This window comes from uncultured Stenotrophomonas sp., assembly GCF_913778665.1.
Taxonomy (GTDB): domain Bacteria; phylum Pseudomonadota; class Gammaproteobacteria; order Xanthomonadales; family Xanthomonadaceae; genus Stenotrophomonas.
Genome location: NZ_CAJYVQ010000004.1, coordinates 202,517 through 219,056, shown reverse-complemented (window position 1 = coordinate 219,056; position 16,540 = coordinate 202,517). Strand labels below are relative to the sequence as shown.

The following is a 16,540-nucleotide window of genomic DNA, read 5'->3' as shown; positions in this document are numbered from 1 at the left end:
CTATCTTCAGGCCACCTGCACGATATGCAGCGCCTTCGGGTTGCGCCACTGCGCCAGCAGCGCGGCTTCGCGTGCCTTGGCCTGCGCGAAGTGAGCTTCCTTGACGTGGCCGAAGCCGCGGATGTGCTCGGGAATGCTGGCGATCTCCACCGCCAGTGCCAGGCGGTCGTCGTCCAGGCCATCCAGCAGCATTTGCACGGTCGCCTCGTAGTCACCGATCAGCTGGCGCTCCATGCGGCGCTCCTCGGTATGGCCGAACACATCAAGGCGCCCGCCACGCAGGAACTTCAACTTCGCCAGCAGACCGAACGCCTTGAACATCCACGGGCCGTATTCCTTCTTCAGCAGCCGGCCGTGCTCGTCCTTCTTCGCAAACAGCGGCGGCGCCAGGTGGAAGCGCACTTGGTAGTCACCCTCGAACTGCTGCTGCAGGCGGCGCTGGAAATCGCCGCTGGTGTACAGGCGGGCCACTTCGTACTCATCCTTGTACGCCATCAGCTTGAACAGGTAGCGGGCCACGGTCTCGGTCAGCGCGGTGGAGCCGCCGATGCGCTCGGCTTCGGCGGCGCGCACGCGCGCCACCAGGTCGCGGTAGCGGTTGGCATAGGCGGCATCCTGGTACTCGACCAGGAAGGCGGCGCGACGCTCGATCATTTCGTCCAGCGAACGCGACAGGCGCGCGTCGTCCAGCGGCAGGAAGGCCACGTCGCCGCCATGCGAGGGCAGGCCGCGCAGCTCGCGTTCGTCGCCGGTGTTGCGCGGCGCCGCGGTGGCGCCCCACTCGTTGCCTTCCCACTCGCCCGGCGGCAGCGGATGCAGCGGGCCCGGGGTGGATTCGGTATCGGTGTGGCGGTTGCGTACCAGGCCGGCGGCCTGCTGCACGGCCTGCGGATCGACCACGGCCAGGCGACCCCACGCAAACGCCTGCTGGTTCATCGCCACGGCGGCGCCATTGAGTTCGATGGCGCGCATCAGCGATTCGAACGACAGCGGCACCAGGCCCTGCTGCCAGGCGTAGCCAAGGATGAACAGGTTGGCGGCGATGGCATCGCCCAGCAGCGCGGTGGCCAGCTGGGTGGCATCCAGCAGCAGCGGCTCCTGGCCGCCCAGCGCCACGCGCACGCCGGCGATGATGTCGGCGGCGGGGAACTGCATGTCCGGTCGTGTGGTGAAGGTGCCCGGCATCGCTTCGTAGGTGTTCAACACCACCTGCGAGCGGCCGGCGCGCACCTTCGACAGCGCCCAGTAGTCGTTGACCACCACCATGTCGCAGCCCAGTACCAGGTCGGCTTCGCCGGCGGCGATGCGCACCGCGTGGATGTCGTCCGGTCGGCGCGCGATGCGGATGTGCGTGGTCACCGCGCCACCCTTCTGCGCCAGGCCGGTCTGGTCAAGCACGGTCGCGCCCTTGCCTTCCAGGTGACCGGCCATGCCCAGCAGCGCGCCGATGGTCACCACGCCGGTGCCGCCGACGCCGGTGATCAGGATGTTCCAGGGCTGTTCCAGCGTGCCGCGGATGGTCGGCGCCGGCAGGTTGTCCAGCAGTGTGGAGGCATCACGCTTGCTGCCCTTGCGCGGCTGGCCGCCGTGCACGGTGACGAAGCTCGGGCAGAAGCCGTTCACGCAGGAATAGTCCTTGTTGCAGTTGGACTGGTCGATCTCGCGCTTGCGCCCGAACTCGGTTTCCTTCGGTAGCACCGACACGCAGAAGCTCTTCTTGCCGCAGTCGCCGCAGCCTTCGCAGACCAGCGAGTTGATCAGCACCCGCTTCTGCGGATCTTCCAGCTTGCCGCGCTTGCGGCGGCGGCGCTTCTCGGTGGCACAGGTCTGCTCGTAGATCAGGATCGAAACACCCTTCACTTCGCGCAGGCGCTTCTGCACGTCTTCCAGTTCGCTGCGGTCGTGGAACTCCACGTCACTGGGGAAGTGCTCGCGCTGGCCGGTCCACTTGCCGATGTTGTCCGACAACACCACGATGGTGTGGATGCCTTCGGCGCGCATCTGCCGTGCGATGTCGGGCACGCTCAGCGGGCCGTCCACCGGCTGGCCGCCGGTCATCGCCACCGCATCGTTGTAGAGGATCTTGTAGGTGATGTTGACGCCGGCCGCGACCGCCTGCCGGATCGCCAGCGAACCACTGTGGAAGTAGGTGCCGTCGCCCAGGTTCTGGAACACGTGCGGGGTATCGGTGAACGGCGCCTGCCCGGCCCAGGTCACGCCTTCGCCGCCCATGTGGGTGAAGGTGTCGGTGCTTCGGTCCATCCAGGTCACCATGTAATGGCAACCGATACCGGCCAGTGCACGCGAACCGTCCGGGACCTGGGTGGAGGTGTTGTGCGGGCAGCCCGAGCAGTAGTGCGGCACGCGCGGGAAGCTGGCGCGCGGCAACGCAAGCTCGGCTTCCTTCTCCTGCATCCACTGCAGGCGCTGCTCGATCGATTCGTTGTTGAAGAACTTCTGGATGCGGCGGCCGATCACGCCGGCGATGGTGGCCGGGGTCAGTTCGCCGGTGGACGGCAGGATCCACTCGCCGCTCTCGTCGTACTTGCCGACGATGGACGGACGCTGGCCCCAGCTGGCCGGCCAGTTGAAGAACTGCTCCTTGATCTGGCGCTCGATGAAGGCGCGCTTCTCCTCCACCACGATGATGTCTTCCAGGCCCTGCGCGAAGCGGGCGATACCTTCTGGCTCCAGCGGCCAGGTCATGCCGACCTTGTACACGCGGATGCCGATGTCGGCGCACGCCGCTTCGTCCAGGCCCAGGTATTCCAGCGCCTGCAGCACGTCCAGATAGCTCTTGCCGGTGGTGACGATACCCAGCCGCGCGCGCGGCGCATCCATTACCACCTTGTCGATGCCGTTGGCGCGGGCGAACGCCTGCGCGGCCTTCACCGCATAGCGGTGCAGGCGCATTTCCTGATCCAGCGGCGGGTCCGGCCAGCGGATGTTGAGGCCGCCGCTGGGCATGTCGAAGTCTTCCGGCAGCACGATGCGGCGCGCCAGCGGATCGACCTCGACCGAGGCCGACGATTCCACCGTCTCGGCGATCGTCTTGAAGCCGACCCAGCGGCCGGTGTAGCGGCTCATCGCCCAGCCCAGCAGGCCCATGTCGAGGATGTCCTGCACGCCGGCCGGGTTCAGCACCGGCATCATCGCGCTGACGAACTCGTCCTCGCTGCCGTGCGGCAGGGTCGAGCTGCGGCAGGCATGGTCATCGGCGGCCAGCGCCAGCACGCCGCCGTAGCGCGAGGTGCCGGCGGCATTGGCGTGCTTGAACACGTCGCCGCAGCGATCCACGCCCGGCCCCTTGCCGTACCACATGCCGAACACGCCCTGCACGTTGGCGCCGGGGAACAGGTTGGTCTGCTGCGTGCCCCACACCATGGTGGCGCCCAGGTCCTCGTTCAGGCCCGGGGTGAATTTCACCTTGGCCGCGTCCAGGTGCTTGCGCGCGCGCCACAGCTCCAGGTCGAAGCCGCCCAGCGGGCTGCCACGGTAGCCACTGACGAACCCGGCGCTGTCGATGCCTTCGGCGGCATCGCGCAGGCGCTGCATCAGCGGCAGCCGTACCAGCGCCTGCACGCCACTCAGGTAGATCCGGCCCTCGTTTCGGGTGTACTTGTGGTCGAGCGTGTAATCACGATCGAGCAGGTCGGCGGAAGACGGCGAAGTGAGTTGCGCGGTACTGGTCATGGCTGGCCTGGTCAGGATCGGCTGGCACCGGCCGCGTGCGGGCACGCGGCGGGAAAGGCGCGAATTGTAGCAGCGGGGCCGTATCGGCCCCGGCACTCGCGCCCGCGCCGCCGCTGGGGTTAGGATCGGGGCGAGAGAGAGGGAGGCTGCGGTTGTGCAGCCTGGGGAGAAGGAATGTCAGTTGCAGGAAAGATCCTGGTCAGCGTGCTGCTGGCCTCGGGAGCGCTCACCGCGTGGGCTGCGCCGGCGCTGCCGGCACCACAGGAGTTCTACTTCGACAGCGACCTGGCGGCGGTGCCGATGGTGGCTCTGCAGGGCGAAGGCGATGAGCTGGTGAACCAGCTGGTCAGGCTGCGCGAGCGCGGGCGGCGTGCGCTGGAGGCCACGGTGCAGCTGGCGTCGGTGGCCAGCAGCCAGGGCCGCACCGAGCTGGCCGACCAGTTGTATGGCGAGGCATTGAAGGAGGCGCCGGCACAGAGCAGCGCCGGGCGCAGCGTGCGCTGGAACTATGGTTGGGATCTGCTGCGTCAGGGCAAGTCGGAAGCGGCGCTGGAACAATGGGTGGCCTCGGCCGGCAATGCCCGCAGCAAGCCCAGCTGGGTGCCGCCCACCTATGCGCTGGCGCTGTGGCGCTCGGGGCAGAAGCAGGAGGCGGTGCAGTGGTATGCCGCCGCAGTGCGCACCGAGCCAGCGCAGTGGAGCACCAGTGCCAACTATGGGCAGCTGCTGCCGGCGTGGCGCGAGGACGAACGCGCATCGCTGGCCGAGGTGCAGCAGGCCTGGGCGGCCGCACCGCCGGCCTGGCCCTGAGGGAGGGGGTCGGCCGGGCTGCACCCCGCAAACCCGCAGTGCCCCGCCTTCGGCAGGTTCCGGCAGCTGTCGGTAGGTGTCGACCTTGGTCGACACGGTAGATCCACGCCATGCGCGGATGAATCTGCATCGGAATCGAGTACTGGAAATCTGATCGGAGAGCAGCCGAGCGTGGGCTCGGCTGTACAAAAAGCGGCCAGCCAACCGGTTCTGCTTTTGCTTTTGCTCTTCTTTTTTCTTCTACGTGTCTGATCGCCAATGGAAACTGTCAGAGGCCGGGCGGGCAGGCTGCGCAGGGGCGTGAGCCGCATGGATGCGGCGACCGAGCTTACAGGGACGTACTTGCAGCCTCCCCTGCGCAGCCTGCCCACCCGGCATTCGCCTTCAGCGACCAACCACGAGGGGCTGCGCCGTTCGCTGGAAACTCAATCGTCCGCCGTAACCGTCCGTCCCGCCGCCCACGCCCGCAGTGCCTCCACCTGCTCGGCCATCAGCACCGACAGCGGCCGCGTCGCGCGTATCTCGTTCATCAGCAGCTCGGTATCCAGCGGCCGGCCTTCCGCGTGCGCGGCGTAAAGGCCGGCCACGATCGCCTGCTCGATCTCGGCGCCGGAAAAACCGTTCGCAGCGGCGGCCAGCGCCGGCAATGCGAAGTCGTCGGCATTGAGCTGACGCCGGCCCAGGTGCAGCCGCAGCAGCTCCACGCGCACCTCCGGCGTGGGCAGGTCGACGAAGAAGATCTCGTCGAAGCGGCCCTTGCGCAGCAGCTCGGCCGGCAGTTCCTGCACCTGGTTGGCAGTGGCCACGATGAACACCGGCGCCTTGCGCTCGGCCATCCAGGTCAGCAGGTAGCCCAGCACGCGGCGCGACACGCCGCCGTCCTCGCCGCCCGTTGCCAGGCCCTTCTCGATCTCATCCATCCACAGCACGCACGGCGCCAGCTGTTCGGCCGAGGCCAGCGCCTGGCGCAGGTTGGCCTCGGTCTCGCCGTGGTACTTGTTGTACAACGCGCCCACGTCCAGGCGCAGCAACGGCACGCCAAAGCCGGCGGCAGTGGCCTTGGCCAGCATCGACTTGCCGCAGCCCTGCACGCCCAGCAGCAGCATGCCGCGTGGCGGGTCCAGCCCGGCCGGGGCCGGGCCGGCGATGAAGGCCACCCGGCGCTGGTTGATCCAGCGCTTGAGCCGGTTGGCGCCGGCCACATCGCCGAAGCGCGCGCTGTCATGCTCGAAGAACAGGTGGCCGCTGCGGTTGAGCAGCTCGAACTTCAACCGTGCCAGCTGCGGCAGGTCGTCGTCGCGCAACGCGCCGTCGGCATAGATCAGCTGGCGCGCGATGCGGCGGGCATCAACCAGGCTCAGGCCCTGCAGGTTCTTCAGGATCTTCTTCACCGCCTCGCTGTCGACCTCCACGCGGCGGCCGCCATGCTCGCGCGCGTAGGCGTCGGCCTCCTCGCGCAGCATCTTCAGCAGCGCGTTGGCGTCGGGCAGGCGCGGGTTGAAGCGCACCGCCAGCGCTTCCAGCTCGGCCGGCAGCTCGACCTTGGCGCCGATCAGCACCAGCACGTGCGGTTCACTGTGGCGGCGCTGGATCAGGTCGCGCAGTGCACGCTGGTGGCTGGCGTAGCCCAGGTAGGGGTGGAAATCGAGCAGCAGGTAGACCCCGCGCTGCTCGGCCTGGCGGATCATCTGCAGCGCCGCGCTGGCATCGGGGGGACCGACCGGCGGGTCCTCGCTGTCCAGGTCGATGCGGCGCAGGCCTTCGGTGATCGACCAGCGGTGCAGCGCCCGCCAGACATGCATCAGCGTCTGCCGGAACAACTCGACGATGCGACCCTCATCCTGGGTCTCGACCACGATCAAGGGAGTGTTGGCGCGGATCAGTGCGCTCAGGTCCTGCAGTTCGCTCATGCCGGTTCGATCCTTCGGGGGCGCCACGATAGCAAAGGCGATGGCGACGGGTTCAGCGCGGCGCTACCTCCCGTCACCACCGCCGGTGTACGCTCGGGGCACGTACCCGGAAGCGAGGCTGGCATGAAGACGATCCTGGTGGCCGGTTCCAAGGGCGGGGTGGGCAAGACCACCGTCGCCACCCACCTGGCCGCGTACGCGGCATTGCAGGGCAAGGCCACGGTGATCGCCGATGCCGACCCGCAGGGCTCCAGTACGCGCTGGGCACAACGCCGTGCCGGGCTGGAAAGCGCGGTGCTGCCCATCGATGTGTATCGGAAGAAGCAGTGGGCGCAGAAGCTGCCTGACGGCACCCAGACCGTCATCATCGACGCACCGGCCGGTGCGTTGGCCGACGATATCCCCCATTTCCTCGATGCCGCCGACGCGGTGGTGGTGCCGGTGCTGCCTTCGGCGCTGGACATCGAAGCCATCGTCGGCTTCCTCAACAGCCTGGCCCAGAACCCGCGGGTACACAGCCGCAAGCTGCCGGTGGGGCTGGTCCTGAACCGCACCAAGCCCTGGACCCAGACCTCGCAGCAGGCGCTGCAGATGCTGGCCGAGTGGCCCTACCCGGTGGTCGCGCAGCTGCGTGACAGCCAGAGCTACGTGGTGATGACCGGCCTGGGCCGTAGCCTGTTCGACTACCGTTCGGCCCAGGTGCGCGAGCACCAGGCCGACTGGGAACCGCTGTTGTCCTGGCTGAAGCTGTGACGCCCGCATCACTCTGTCTGCTGCACCCTCTATCCATGGAAACCCGCGATGCGTGAATTGATCCTGCTGCGCCATGCCCATGCCGAACCGGCCACCCCCGGCCAGGCCGACCTTGATCGGCCGCTGTCGCCGGTGGGGCTGGCCGAAGCCGAAGCTGCCGGCAAGTGGCTGAAGGAAAACAAGCTGCTGCCGGACTGCGTGCTGTGCTCGCCGGCGCGGCGCACCCGCGAGACCCTGGAGGCCGTGCTGGCCACCATCGGCTACGTGGAAAAGCGCCTGGAAGACCGCATCTACGAGGCCACCCCCGGCACCCTGGCGGCGCTGGTGGATGACCGCCGCGACCTCGACCGCGTGCTGATCGTCGGCCATAACCCGGGCCTGGAGCGCCTGGTGGCGCTGATGACCGAAGGCACCAGCAGCGACTACCGCGGCATGCCGCCGGCCGGCATCGCCGTGCTCGGCTTCGCCCGCGAGGCCGCGATCGAACCGGGCGTGGCCAGCCTGAACGCGTTCTGGTGGCCGTGATCCAATGAACCTGGCGCGGCGCGGCCGCTATCTGCTGCCCGCGTTGCTGGCGTTCGGCCCGGCCGGAGCCACCGTGCCCGCGCCGAGCACCCTGCCGCCGGTGGTTGCCGAAGCGCACCGGGTGCTGCGCTTGGACGCCCAGCGTTCGCAGATCGGTTTCGAGGTGCGCACCCGCTTCGGCCAGCGCATCGAGGGTGTGTTCCCGCATTTCGAGGGCCGCATCGAAGTCCTCTCCGATGGCCGCCACCAGGTGCATCTGAAGATGTTCAGCCGTTCGGTCGAGATTCCTGGCAAGCCGCGCTACACCGGGTGGATGCGCGGCGAGGAGTTCTTCGACGCGGGCCGCCACCCGGTGGTCGAGTTCGACTCGTTGCCGTACTGGCCGGAAACCGTGGAAACCGGCGGCGACATCAACGGCCGGCTGACCCTGCGCGGTATCAGCCACCCCGAGCTGCTCAGGGTCGAGAAGGCGGAGTGCGCCCGACCCGGCTATGATTGCGACGTCGTCAGCCGCGGCACCGTACAGCGGGGCCGGTATGGCATGGACAGCTGGCAGCTTGCCCTGAGTGATCGAGTGACCTTCGTACTGCGTGCGCGCCTGAGTGAGGCGCCGAAACCGTGAACCTCCTGCTGCGTGTACTGGCGCTGGCAACCGTGTTGCTGGGCAGCGGTTGTGCATCGCTCTCGCATGCCGAGCGCGACCGTGCCGAAGCAATCGCCGTGCAGGCGCGTTCGACCGAGGTCGATTGCCAGCGTGCCGACCGTTGCGCGCAGGACTCGCCGTTGCGGGCGCTGGCGGGCCGCGCATTCAGCGAATCCACCCCGGAGCGGCCGCGCCATTACGCCACCCTGCTCGATGAGGGCGAGGGTGCGCTGGTTGCACGCCTGAACCTGCTGCGCAGTGCCACCCGCAGCATCGACCTGCAGACCTATATTTTCGACAAGGACGACAGCGCACGGCTGGTCATCGACGAGCTGCTGGCCGCCTCGCGGCGCGGGGTGAAGGTGCGGCTGCTGATCGACCAGCTCTCGGCGATCTCCGACCTGCAGATCCTCGGTGCCTTGTCCGGCGCCCACCAGAATTTCCAGCTGCGGGTCTACAACCCGACCTTCGGCAAGGCCCGGCTGAACTACTTCGACTATGCCGGCAGCGTGCTGTGCTGCTTCCGCCGGTTCAACCAGCGCATGCACAACAAGCTGCTGGTGATCGACGATGCGATCGGCGTGGTGGGGGGCCGCAACTACCAGGACGACTATTACGACTGGGACCGCGAGTACAACTTCCGCGACCGTGACGTGCTGATCGCCGGCCCGGAAGCACGCGCGATGGCGGCCAACTTCGATGCGTTCTGGCGCGCCCACCGCAGCGTGCCGGCCGAGCGCCTGAACGACGTGGGCCGCACGTTGCTGCGCGAGGGCGTGCCGACCCTGCCGCCGGCCAGCTTCCGGCGGCCGGAACGCGTGCAGCGGGTCAGCGCCGAAGCCAACGACATGGACTTCGTCAGCCGTTCCTTTGTCGATACCGCATTGCCGGTGGCCTCGGTGCGCTACGTGGCCGACCTGCCGCGCAAGCATCGGCGCGAGCAGGCCGATGCGCCGCTGGCCGGCCAGCACGTGACCGAGCCGCAGCTGGATGCGCTGATCGCCAGCGCGCAGAAGGAAGTGATCCTGCAGACGCCGTACCTGGTGCTGTCCAAGCCGGCGCAGGCGCTGTTCCGCGACCTGCGCAAGCGGCCGCAGCCGCCGCGCGTGGTGGTGTCCAGCAACAGCCTGGCAGCCACCGACAACCCGATCGTGTATGCGCTGTCCTACAAGTACAAGCGACGCAACATGCGCGAACTGGGCTTCAACATCTTCGAATACAAGCCGTTCCCGCTGGATGCGCCGGTCGATTACCGCAACCTGCTGCCCGACCCGATCGCCGCCGCCGCCGAAGACAGCGAGGGCAACAACGAAGGCGAGCGCCGTTCGTGGATCGGCGGCAGCGCTGCCGGCAGCAATGCACGCGGCAGCAGGGGCAGCGGCTCCAGTGCGGACAGCGCGAAGGTCCCGCTGAACCATCGCCACAGCGACGGCGCCTACGACAACGCGAGGGCGCGCCGCCGCGCCGCCGGCAGCGAAGTGGAAACGCGCCTGTTGCGTACCGAGACGCGGCCGTCGTTCCTCGGCAGCAAGGCGGTCAACAAGCCGCTGCCGGTCACCCGCAAGGGCGCGCGCATGGGCCTGCATGCCAAGTCGTTGGTGGTTGACCGCCGCATTGGCGTTGTCGGAACCCACAACTTCGATCCGCGCAGCGAGAACTACAACACCGAAGGCGCGGTGATCATCGACGACCCGGTCTTTGCCGAGCAGCTGGCCGAGAGCATCCTGCGCGACACCCACCCGCAGAACTCGTGGACGGTGGCGCCGCGGGCCAAACCGCCGGTGCTGTCGGGGCTGAACTACAGCGTCGGCAAGGCCTCCGAAGCGCTGCCCATCCTCGATTTCTGGCCGTGGCGCTACGCCACCGACTACGAGTTCAAGCCTGGCCCGGACTGCCCGCAGCCGCTGCTGCGGCAGGACCCGGCGTTCCACACCTGCTACGTCGCCGTCGGCGACTTCCCCGAAGTCAACGTCGGCCCGAAGTGGTTGCTGGTGCGCATGCTGACCGCATTCGGCGCCGGCCTTGTTCCCATCCTCTGAAGGTGCCCGCATGACCCAGGTGTTCCGCGAAGCCGTTTCCATCGAGCAGCTCAACGCGCTCAGCCGCAACACGGCGATCCACTCCCTGGGCATCGTCTTCAGCGCCGCCGGCGAGGACTGGCTGCAGGCCACCATGCCGGTGGACGAGCGCACCCGCCAGCCCTACGGCATCCTGCATGGCGGCGCCTCGGTGGTACTGGCCGAGACGCTGGGCAGCAGCGCCGGCAACCTGTGCGTGGATACCGCCAAGCAGATCTGCGTGGGCCTTGAAATCAACGCCAACCACGTGCGTGCGGTGCGCTCGGGCACGGTCACCGGCACCGCCCGCGCGCTGCATGTGGGCCGCAGCACCCAGCTGTGGGAGATCCGCATCGAGGACGAGCAGGGCCGCCTGGTGTGCATCTCGCGGCTGACCCTGGCGGTGGTGGCCGCAGGCCACGGCTGAGCCCGCGCGGGCACGTCCACGGCGGCGGAACCCAGCGTTCCCCGCCGATTGCCCCGGTCGATGGCGGTTATGGCCTAAATCGGCTGGCAGCGATGACGGCCCTCCGGTATCGTGCGCGGATGACTTCCCCCACTCCGGCTCCCCGCGGCGGCGTGGCGCGTGTGTGCCGTTACCTGTACCGCGTACCGCTGCTGTTGGTCCACATCACCGTGTTCCTGCCGCTGATCCTGATCGGCATGCTTCCGCCGTGGGGCGAACTGCGCGTGGGCGAGGCCACCTTCGGCGCCAAGGTGGTCAACTGGTGGCAGGGCGGGCTGATGTGGATCTTCGGCTTCCGCCTGGCGCAGATCGGCCGGCCGCTGCCCGGCGCGGTGCTGTTCGTGGCCAACCACGTCAGCTGGGTCGACATCTGCATCCTGCACAGCCAGCGCATGATGGGCTTCGTCGCCAAGCGCGAGATCGCCAGCTGGCCGCTGGTCGGTTGGCTCGCCGCGCGCGGCCAGACCATCTTCCACCAGCGTGGCAACACCGAGTCGCTCGGTGGCGTGATGCAGGTGATGGCCGATCGCCTGCGTGACGGCAAGGCCGTGGGTGTGTTCCCGGAAGGACGCACGCGCGGCGGCCACGAAGTGGGCCCGTTCCATGCGCGCATCTTCCAGGCGGCGGTCGAGACCGGTGTGCCGGTGCAGCCGGTGGCGCTGGTGTACGGGGTGAATGGCGACGCGCAGACCATTGTCGCGTTTGGCCCGGGCGAGAGTTTCTTCGCCAATTTCCTGCGCCTGCTCGGTGAGCCGGCGCGACGTGCGGAAGTGCACTTCCTGGCACCCATCGGTGCGCAGGACCTGGAAGGCCGTCGGCGCATCGCGGAAACCTCGCGCGCGCGCATCGTGGCGGCCATGAGCACGGGTTGAGGCCGCGGTGGCCCTGATCCCGCCACCTGTCCTGGACGCCGGCACGCCGACGCTGCACGCGGCTGACTATCAGCCGCCGCGCTGGCTGCGCAACCCGCATCTGCAATCGATGCTCAGCTCCAGCCGCATGCGCCTGCAGCGCGGCCTGCTGCTGCTGGCGGCCACCGGTGCGGTCAGCGAGGAACTGATCCTCGACGGTGGCGACGGCGTGCGCCTGCAGGGCTGGCACAGCCACGTCGAAGGCCGCGAACCGCAGGGCATGGCGCTGCTGCTGCATGGCTGGGAAGGCAGTGCCGAATCCAGCTACATGCGCATGGCCGCCGCGCGCATGCTGGAGCAGGGCTTCGACGTAGTGCGGCTGAACTTCCGCGACCACGGCAACACCCATCATCTCAATCGCGGCATCTTCCACTCCAACCTGATTGACGAAGTGGTGCATGCCGCGGGCGATATCGCCCAGCGCTGGCCGCAGCTGCCGCTGGTGGCGGCCGGCTACTCGCTGGGTGGCAACTTCGTGCTGCGCCTGGCCCTGCGCGCGCCGGCCGCCGGGGTGCCGCTGCAGCGGGTGGCCTCGGTGTGCCCGGTGCTGGACCCGGCGCTGACCATGGAGAGCATCGAGAACGGCCCGGCGATGTACGACTGGTACTTCCGCCGCAAGTGGGCCGGCTCGCTGCGCCGGAAGCGCGATCTGTTCCCCGAGCTGAGCGACTGCGACGACCGCGTGCTGAAGCTGGACATCCGCGCGCTGACCGCCTGGCTGGTCGAGCGCCACACCAGCTTCGGCTCGCTGCAGGCCTATTTCGATGGCTACTCGATTGCCGGTGATCGCCTGTCGACCCTGCAGGTGCCGGCCGACATCCTGATGGCACAGGATGACCCGGTGATTCCGTATGCCACCTTCAACAACTGGCAGCTGCCGCGCCAGGCGCACCTGGAAACCGCCTGCTGGGGCGGCCACTGCGGCTTCATCGAGAACTGGCGTGGCGACGGCTTCTCCGAGCGCTGGGTGGCGCAGCGCCTGCGGCGGGTTCTGCAGGGCTGAACCGGCACCGGCGTGCAGCCCGCTACAATGCGGGTTTGCACTTGAACCGGACTGCCATGCAAGACCAGATCATCCAGGCGTTGCGCCAGAACCAGGCCGACCAGGCCGTGCAGCTGGCCCAGGCGTGGACCCATGACGAACCCGGCTTGGCCGATGCCCACCGCTGGCTGGCGCTTGCGCTGCAGCAGCAGGGCAATGCCGAGGACGCGATGGACGCCCTGCAGCAGGCGCTGCGGTTGGCCCCGGACGACGCCCAGCTGCACCTGCAGCATGCGGGCCTGTTGCTGGCACTGCGCCAGTTCGAAGGGGCCGACGACGCCCTGGTGCGCACCACCGGTCTCGATCCGAACTCATTCTCCGCCTACCTGATGCAGGCGCACCTGGCGATTGGCCGCAACGACTTCGACGAGGCGCAGCGCGTGTCCACCCTGGCCGCGCGCGTCGAGCCGGACCATCCGGAACTGCTGACCATCGACGGCATGGTCGCCCTGCGTCGCGGCGATGCCGACCGTGCGCTGGCGCTGCTGTCGGCCGCCAGCAAGGCGCTGCCGGACGATCCCCGCGTGCTGTACGCACTCGGCTTCGCCTACCTGGGCAAGGACATGCTGGCGTTCGCCGAGCAGTCGTTCCGCCGCGTGCTTGAACTGAACCCCTCGCTGTCCTCGCTGCACGGCCTGGTGGTGCAGCTGGCGCTGCGCCAGGACAACGTGGCGGCCGCCGCCGAAGCGATGCAGGTGGCCCTGCAGCAGCCGGAGATGGACGTGCCGTCGATGCGCCGCCTGGCCGGCGAGCTGTCGCTGCGCAATGGACAACCGCTGCAGGCGCTGGACCACCTGCTGCCGCTGCTGGAAACGCAGCCGGACGACCGCCAGCTGCTGCAGCTGCTGCTGATGTCATGGCAGCGCCTGGGCCGCGAAGACGAAGCGCGCGCCCGCCTCGATGCCGTGCTGGAAAACAATGACCAGCTGCACGACGTATGGCTGGCGCGCCTGGCCATCGAGCAGGTCGGCAGCGAAAGCGCGGTGGCCACGGTCGAACGCTGGATGGCCGCGATGCCGGCGCACCTGCCCGCGCTGGAGGCGCGCCTGCGCCTGCACGACATGGTGGGCGAGCACGCACAGGCTGAAGCGATCGCCGAGCGCATCGTCAGCCTGGAACCGGGCCGCGTCAGTGGCGAAACGCGCCTGGTCGAGGGCCTGCTGCAACGCGATCCAGCCGCGGCCGTGGCGCGCGTGCAGGCGCTGATCGAGCTGGCACCGGAAGGCCATCGCGCCGACCTGCGCACCTGGATGGGTGAAATCCAGGACCGTGCCGGCCAGCCGCAGGACGCCCTGCGCACCTGGATGTCGCTGCAGGCCGACCAGGCCCCGCAGCGCCTGCCGCTGCCGCCGCAGGCCAAGTCGCCGCCGAGCTGGCCGGACAAGGGCAGCCTCGATGGCGATACCAGTTCCGCGCCGATCTTCCTGTGGGGCCCGCCGGGTTCGGGCGTGGAGCGCGTCGCGACCGGCCTGGCCGCGGCCAGCCCGGTGCTGCGCAGCGACCGCTACACCGACACCCCGCCCGATGATGCCTTCCAGAACTACCACACGCTGCAGGACCTGGCGTCGGGCGTACTGACCCCGGAGCGGCTGGTGCAGCGCTGGCGCGAGCAGCTGCCGGCCCGGGGCCTGCAGAACGACACCGTGATCGACTGGCTGCTGTGGTGGGACAACGCCCTGCTGTGGTCGCTGCGCCCGCAGCTGCCGCAGGGCCGCCTGCTGCTGGTGCTGCGTGACCCGCGCGACATGCTGCTGGACTGGGTCGCCTACGGCGCCGCCGCACCGCTGGCGATGACCTCGCTGGCCGAAGCCAGCGAGTGGCTGACGCGCGCACTGACCCAGATCGCCACGCTGCACGAGGACGACCTGTACCCGCACGTGCTGCTGCGCATCGACCAGATCGGCAACGACCCGCGCGCCATGGCTGAACTGCTGGGCCGCCTGTTCGAGCGGCCGATGCCGCCGGCCGCGCAGCTGGGCGCACCGCGCCTGCCGCCGGGCCACTGGCGCAACTACCGCGACGTGATGAGCGCCGCCTTCGCCCAGCTCACCCCGGTTGCGGTGCGCCTGGGTTACCCGGAAGAGTAAGGAGAGACTCATGCAGCTGAGCAGCAACAGCCTGACCCTTGGCGCACCGATCGACCGCGAGTTCGCCGCCGGCGATGCCAACGGCTTTGCCCCCGACCGCAACCCGCACCTGGCCTGGAGCGGGGCGCCGGCCGGCACCCGTTCGTTCCTGCTGGTGTGCGTCGACCCGGACGTGCCAACCGTGCCGGAAACGGTCGGCCGCAGCGACATGAGCGTGCCGCGCGACCAGCCGCGTTGCGACTTCGTGCACTGGGTGATGGCCGACATCCCGGCCTCGGTGCAGGAAATTGCCGCCGGCAGCTGCAGCGATGGCTTCGTGGTGAAGGGCAAGGCCGCACCGGCCGGTCCGGCCGGCAGCCGCCAGGGCCTGAACGACTTCACCGGCTGGTTCGCGGGCAACCCGGACATGGCCGGTGACTACCTGGGCTACGACGGTCCCTACCCGCCGTTCAACGACGAACGCGTGCACCGCTACTTCTTCCGCGTGTTCGCGCTGGACGTGGCGTCGCTGCAGCTGCCGGAACGCTTCACCGCCGCCGACGCCTACCGCGCCATGCACGGCCACGTACTGGCCGAAGCGGCCCTGCACGGGACCTACACGTTGAACCCGGCGCTGGGCTGAGGCGGCATGGCGGGTCGTGCCGGCCGCTGGCCGGCAACGCCCGTGTGCTGCCGGATCCGCGCATGGCAGCCGGCCAGCGGCCGGCTCTACCCACCACGAAGAAGGGCGGCCTTTCGGCCGCCCTTCAAGATGCAGCCGACTAACAGTCGGCTCTACATCACTTCTCGATGGCCGACTCGACCACCATGTCCAGCACGTACGCCTGCGACGGCGCATCGGCCGGCGGATTCTTCACTTCGTAGCGCTTCACGCGCACCACGTTGCGCACGCCGTCTTCGTGGGTGTAGCCCTCGATGTTGCCGTAGAAGTTCTCGAACTTGCCCGGCTCGCCCTGCTTCAGGCCCTTGTCGTCGAACTTCACTTCACGCACCTGCAGGCACTGGTAGTCCGGGATCAGCGGGTGCGAGCACTTCTGGGTCTTGGCGGCCACTTCCAGGAACACGGTTTCGCCGGCGCCGCCATAGCGGGTTTCAGCGGTGGGTTCCGGGTTGAACACCAGCACGTCGCCCTTGGCGGTGGTCAGGGTCAGCTTGCCGCCGGCATCCTGGGTGGCCTTCAGCTCGCCCTGCAGGCGGCTCGACACGGCCTCGTCCAGCGCCATCAGCGCCTTGTCGGTGCAGGCCATCATGGTCGACGCCATCGCGCCCACCTTCAGCGTGCCGTTCTCCAGGGTGTAGCCACCGCCGAGGCGGTTGCAGGTGTTGCTCACCGACAGGCGGCCATCGGCGAAGTCCAGGGTGACCGGCTTGTCTTCGCGGGCGAACAGCGCGTCGATGCGCTTGCCGTCGGCGCCAGTGGCCTGCTGCAGCAGCCAGTGCTGGCTCTGCAGGCGCTGCGCGTCCAGATGCGCCAGCGTCTGCTGGTCCGCCGCCTTGGCTGCGGCCGGGGCCACGTCGTCGCCGCCGGTGCCGGCCGGCGCCGGGGTCTGGCTGCAGGCGGCCATCAGGGCCAGCGGGAGGAGCAGGGTGAGCTTGCGGTTCATGGTGATTCTCCTTGGGGAACCGTGGTGGAAACGGGGTGG

13 protein-coding genes are annotated in these 16,540 nt (G+C 68.9%); 10 read left to right on the top strand and 3 right to left on the bottom strand.

Annotated features, from left to right (window positions below):
* Positions 1-6: 6 nt before the first annotated feature.
* Complete coding sequence (locus QZ853_RS05810) at positions 7-3,693, bottom strand: indolepyruvate ferredoxin oxidoreductase family protein (protein WP_295571324.1); 3,687 nt, start codon at positions 3,691-3,693, stop codon at positions 7-9.
* Positions 3,694-3,867: 174 nt separating this feature from the next.
* Here QZ853_RS05810 and QZ853_RS05805 point away from each other — a divergent pair, with 174 nt between their 5' ends.
* Positions 3,868-4,503, top strand: a complete 636-nt coding sequence (locus QZ853_RS05805) for a tetratricopeptide repeat protein (RefSeq protein WP_295571323.1) — start codon at positions 3,868-3,870, stop codon at positions 4,501-4,503.
* 425 nt (positions 4,504-4,928) lie between these two features.
* Here the strand turns inward: QZ853_RS05805 and QZ853_RS05800 are convergent, their stop codons facing one another.
* A complete protein-coding gene (locus QZ853_RS05800; RefSeq protein ID WP_295571322.1) occupies positions 4,929-6,413 on the bottom strand; it encodes an AAA family ATPase in 1,485 nt (494 codons plus the stop codon).
* 123 nt (positions 6,414-6,536) lie between these two features.
* Between QZ853_RS05800 and QZ853_RS05795 the strand changes: the two genes are divergently transcribed.
* From QZ853_RS05795 to QZ853_RS05755, 9 genes are all read left to right on the top strand, one after another.
* Positions 6,537-7,166 carry a ParA family protein gene (locus tag QZ853_RS05795; RefSeq protein ID WP_049455921.1) on the top strand — a complete coding sequence of 210 codons (630 nt, stop codon included), beginning with the start codon at positions 6,537-6,539 and terminating at the stop codon, positions 7,164-7,166.
* Positions 7,167-7,214: 48 nt separating this feature from the next.
* On the top strand, positions 7,215-7,691 hold the full coding sequence (locus QZ853_RS05790; RefSeq protein ID WP_295571321.1) for a histidine phosphatase family protein: 477 nt from the start codon (positions 7,215-7,217) through the stop codon (positions 7,689-7,691).
* Positions 7,692-7,695: 4 nt separating this feature from the next.
* Complete coding sequence (locus QZ853_RS05785) at positions 7,696-8,313, top strand: YceI family protein (protein ID WP_295571320.1); 618 nt, start codon at positions 7,696-7,698, stop codon at positions 8,311-8,313.
* Positions 8,310-10,373, top strand: a complete 2,064-nt coding sequence (locus QZ853_RS05780; RefSeq protein WP_295571319.1) for a phospholipase D family protein — start codon at positions 8,310-8,312, stop codon at positions 10,371-10,373. Before QZ853_RS05785 ends, QZ853_RS05780 begins: the two co-directional genes overlap by 4 nt.
* A 10-nt stretch (positions 10,374-10,383) precedes the next feature.
* Positions 10,384-10,818: a hotdog fold thioesterase gene (locus tag QZ853_RS05775; protein ID WP_295571318.1), complete on the top strand. Its 435-nt coding sequence runs from the start codon at positions 10,384-10,386 to the stop codon at positions 10,816-10,818.
* Positions 10,819-10,937: 119 nt separating this feature from the next.
* A complete protein-coding gene (locus QZ853_RS05770) occupies positions 10,938-11,729 on the top strand; it encodes a lysophospholipid acyltransferase family protein (RefSeq protein WP_295571317.1) in 792 nt (263 codons plus the stop codon).
* A gap of 52 nt (positions 11,730-11,781) precedes the next feature.
* Positions 11,782-12,771 (top strand): alpha/beta fold hydrolase, encoded by a 990-nt coding sequence (locus QZ853_RS05765; RefSeq protein ID WP_295571477.1) that lies wholly within the window; start codon positions 11,782-11,784, stop codon positions 12,769-12,771.
* A gap of 56 nt (positions 12,772-12,827) precedes the next feature.
* On the top strand, positions 12,828-14,897 hold the full coding sequence (locus QZ853_RS05760; RefSeq protein ID WP_295571316.1) for a tetratricopeptide repeat protein: 2,070 nt from the start codon (positions 12,828-12,830) through the stop codon (positions 14,895-14,897).
* Positions 14,898-14,907: 10 nt separating this feature from the next.
* Entirely contained in the window at positions 14,908-15,519 is a 612-nt protein-coding gene (locus QZ853_RS05755) for a YbhB/YbcL family Raf kinase inhibitor-like protein (RefSeq protein WP_295571315.1), read from the top strand.
* A gap of 157 nt (positions 15,520-15,676) precedes the next feature.
* Here QZ853_RS05755 and QZ853_RS05750 read toward each other — a convergent pair whose 3' ends face one another.
* The gene (locus QZ853_RS05750; RefSeq protein ID WP_295571314.1) at positions 15,677-16,501 is read right to left on the bottom strand and encodes an META and DUF4377 domain-containing protein; all 825 of its coding nucleotides are present in this window, start codon (positions 16,499-16,501) and stop codon (positions 15,677-15,679) included.
* Positions 16,502-16,540 lie beyond the last annotated feature (39 nt).

Excerpts from the sequence above, each read along its gene's own strand:
- QZ853_RS05810 (WP_295571324.1), bottom strand. The coding sequence starts at position 3,693 with ATGACCAGTACCGCGCAACTCACTTCGCCGTCTTCCGCCGACCTGCTC.
- QZ853_RS05805 (WP_295571323.1), top strand. The coding sequence starts at position 3,868 with ATGTCAGTTGCAGGAAAGATCCTGGTCAGCGTGCTGCTGGCCTCGGGA.
- QZ853_RS05800 (WP_295571322.1), bottom strand. The coding sequence starts at position 6,413 with ATGAGCGAACTGCAGGACCTGAGCGCACTGATCCGCGCCAACACTCCC.
- QZ853_RS05795 (WP_049455921.1), top strand. The coding sequence starts at position 6,537 with ATGAAGACGATCCTGGTGGCCGGTTCCAAGGGCGGGGTGGGCAAGACC.
- QZ853_RS05790 (WP_295571321.1), top strand. The coding sequence starts at position 7,215 with ATGCGTGAATTGATCCTGCTGCGCCATGCCCATGCCGAACCGGCCACC.
- QZ853_RS05785 (WP_295571320.1), top strand. The coding sequence starts at position 7,696 with ATGAACCTGGCGCGGCGCGGCCGCTATCTGCTGCCCGCGTTGCTGGCG.
- QZ853_RS05775 (WP_295571318.1), top strand. The coding sequence starts at position 10,384 with ATGACCCAGGTGTTCCGCGAAGCCGTTTCCATCGAGCAGCTCAACGCG.
- QZ853_RS05770 (WP_295571317.1), top strand. The coding sequence starts at position 10,938 with ATGACTTCCCCCACTCCGGCTCCCCGCGGCGGCGTGGCGCGTGTGTGC.
- QZ853_RS05760 (WP_295571316.1), top strand. The coding sequence starts at position 12,828 with ATGCAAGACCAGATCATCCAGGCGTTGCGCCAGAACCAGGCCGACCAG.
- QZ853_RS05755 (WP_295571315.1), top strand. The coding sequence starts at position 14,908 with ATGCAGCTGAGCAGCAACAGCCTGACCCTTGGCGCACCGATCGACCGC.
- QZ853_RS05750 (WP_295571314.1), bottom strand. The coding sequence starts at position 16,501 with ATGAACCGCAAGCTCACCCTGCTCCTCCCGCTGGCCCTGATGGCCGCC.